The sequence below is a fragment of the Neochlamydia sp. EPS4 genome (assembly GCF_000813665.1).
In the GTDB taxonomy this organism is placed as follows: Bacteria; Chlamydiota; Chlamydiia; order Chlamydiales; family Parachlamydiaceae; genus Neochlamydia.
The window spans coordinates 1-1,922 of record NZ_JSDQ01000015.1 but is presented as its reverse complement, the minus strand read 5'-3'; the positions used below and the strand labels follow the sequence as shown (position 1 = coordinate 1,922).

The window sequence follows — 1,922 nt, the reverse complement described above, 5'->3', positions numbered from 1 at the left end:
GATAATATATAAAAATTAAAAAAGCAAGTCAAACGAATTCGTATCCTTATCAATGAAAAACAACTTACAGATAATCTACCTCGCTTTTATTTCAGATAGATTCAAAGAAAGGGTGAAGACCTTCTAAGCATTTAGGAACAGCCACAGGTTTTGGGGATTAAGTGACGCGGCAATTTTGGTGTGACTAAAAGAATGAGATTGATTCTTTGCCTTATTTGAGATAAACGGCACTTTTTGGTACTTTGTTTTAATTCTTCTACTGAATGATGAAATACAATACGCCTAGCTTCTTCCTGTCAAGAAAGGCTGTTCTCCCAGCGTAGCAATCTGCGGAAAAAGAGAAAAACTTCTTGCCGTTATAAATGTGTAGGTTAGTTTAAGCTTGCTTAGTTGCCGGAAGGAAAGCGGATGACTTGTTTAAAAATAAGATGGCTAAAAGTTTGTTATTTCATTTTAGCTCACCCCAAATTAAAAAGTACTTGTTATTCTACAATTGAAAACGCTGCCTTATTTTTTCGGCGATATTTTTCAAAGGATTTTCCGCTAATTCAAGGGTTTGCAGCTGAGGCAACTGTCCGATTTCTGTAGGAAGTGTGTTTAGCTGGTTTTGGCCTAATTTAAGCACTCGTAGTTGAGACAGCTGCCCTATCTCTGCCGGAAGAGTGGTAAGCTGGTTGTTATCTAAGTAAAGCAATTTAATCTGAGACAGCTGCCTTATCTCGGTTGGAAGAGTGGTGAGCTGGTTGCTGTCTAATTCAAGCGTTCCCAGCTGCGATAGCTGCCCTATCTCTGCCGGAAGAGTGATAAGCTGGTTATCTTTTAAGTAAAGCGCTCGGAGCTCTGGTAGCCGCCCTATCTCTGCCGGAAGGGAGGTGAGCTGATTTCTATGTAAGTCAAGCTCTTGTAGCTGCGATAGCTGCCCTATCTCTACCGGAAGGGAGGTGAGCTGGTTTTGGCTTAAGTCAAGCCATTGCAGCTGAGACAACTGCCCTATCTCTGTCGGAAGGGCAGTGAGCTGATTTCTATGTAAGTTAAACTCTTGCAGCTGAGATAACTGGCTTATTCCTGCAGGCAGAAAGGTGAGCTGGTTTCGGCTTAAATTAAGCTCTTGCAGCTGAGATAACTGGCATATTTCTGGGGGTAAATAAGTCAAGCCTACTCTAGATAAATCCAAAGCCGTGATGTTTTTACAATTTTCTTCAATCCAATCTTCAAGAAGCTCTCCTTTTTTTTCTAGAGGCAAGTGCTTAATTTCTTCTCGGCTCAAGTATTCTTCCCCACCAGGAAGTTTTTTCCAAAGTAAAAGGCGATTAATATTTACAAGATAGGAAGAGTAGTTAGCCAGAGTAAGATATCTCTTTTCTTCTATTTGCACTTTAAATTTTAAAGCTGAAAAATACTTGGCTAAAGTAAAGATTTGCCTAAAGATTGCATTTACCTTTGCTGTTTCAGAAAGCTTTTCTTCTAGCTTATAAATCCTATCTACAATAAGAGCCTGCTCCTTAATATTTCCTTGAGGAACATGCACTTTACCTATTTGCTTATAAAGAGTGGGCATGACTTCATTAGCCAGCAGATGGTGCCATCTTTTACAGACGCTAAATAAGGAAGGAACTACGCAAGCCTTTAAGATAGGGAGCAGCAATTCATTGGGCAAGCTTTCACTAGATGCCGAAGAGATAGGATGCATTTTATTTCCTTGAATAGAGATAACTTTTTAAGCATTTTTATTTTTTAAAGACAATATATAAATATTGAAAAAGCAAGTCAAACGAATTCGTATCCTTATCAATGAAAAACAACTTGCAGACAATCTACCTCGCTTTTATTTCAGATAGATTCAAAGAAAGGGGGTAGACCTTCCAAGCATTTAGGAGCAGACACAGGTTGTTGCGATTAAGTGAGCGGCAATTTTGGTTGGG

The 1,922-nt window shown here is 39.2% G+C and carries 1 protein-coding gene; it reads right to left on the bottom strand.

Annotation, left to right across the window (positions count from 1 at the left end; translation table 11 throughout):
* Positions 1-487 precede the first annotated feature (487 nt).
* Positions 488-1,690: a leucine-rich repeat domain-containing protein gene (locus tag DB42_RS10185; protein ID WP_052435887.1), complete on the bottom strand. Its 1,203-nt coding sequence runs from the start codon at positions 1,688-1,690 to the stop codon at positions 488-490.
* Positions 1,691-1,922: the final 232 nt, after the last annotated feature.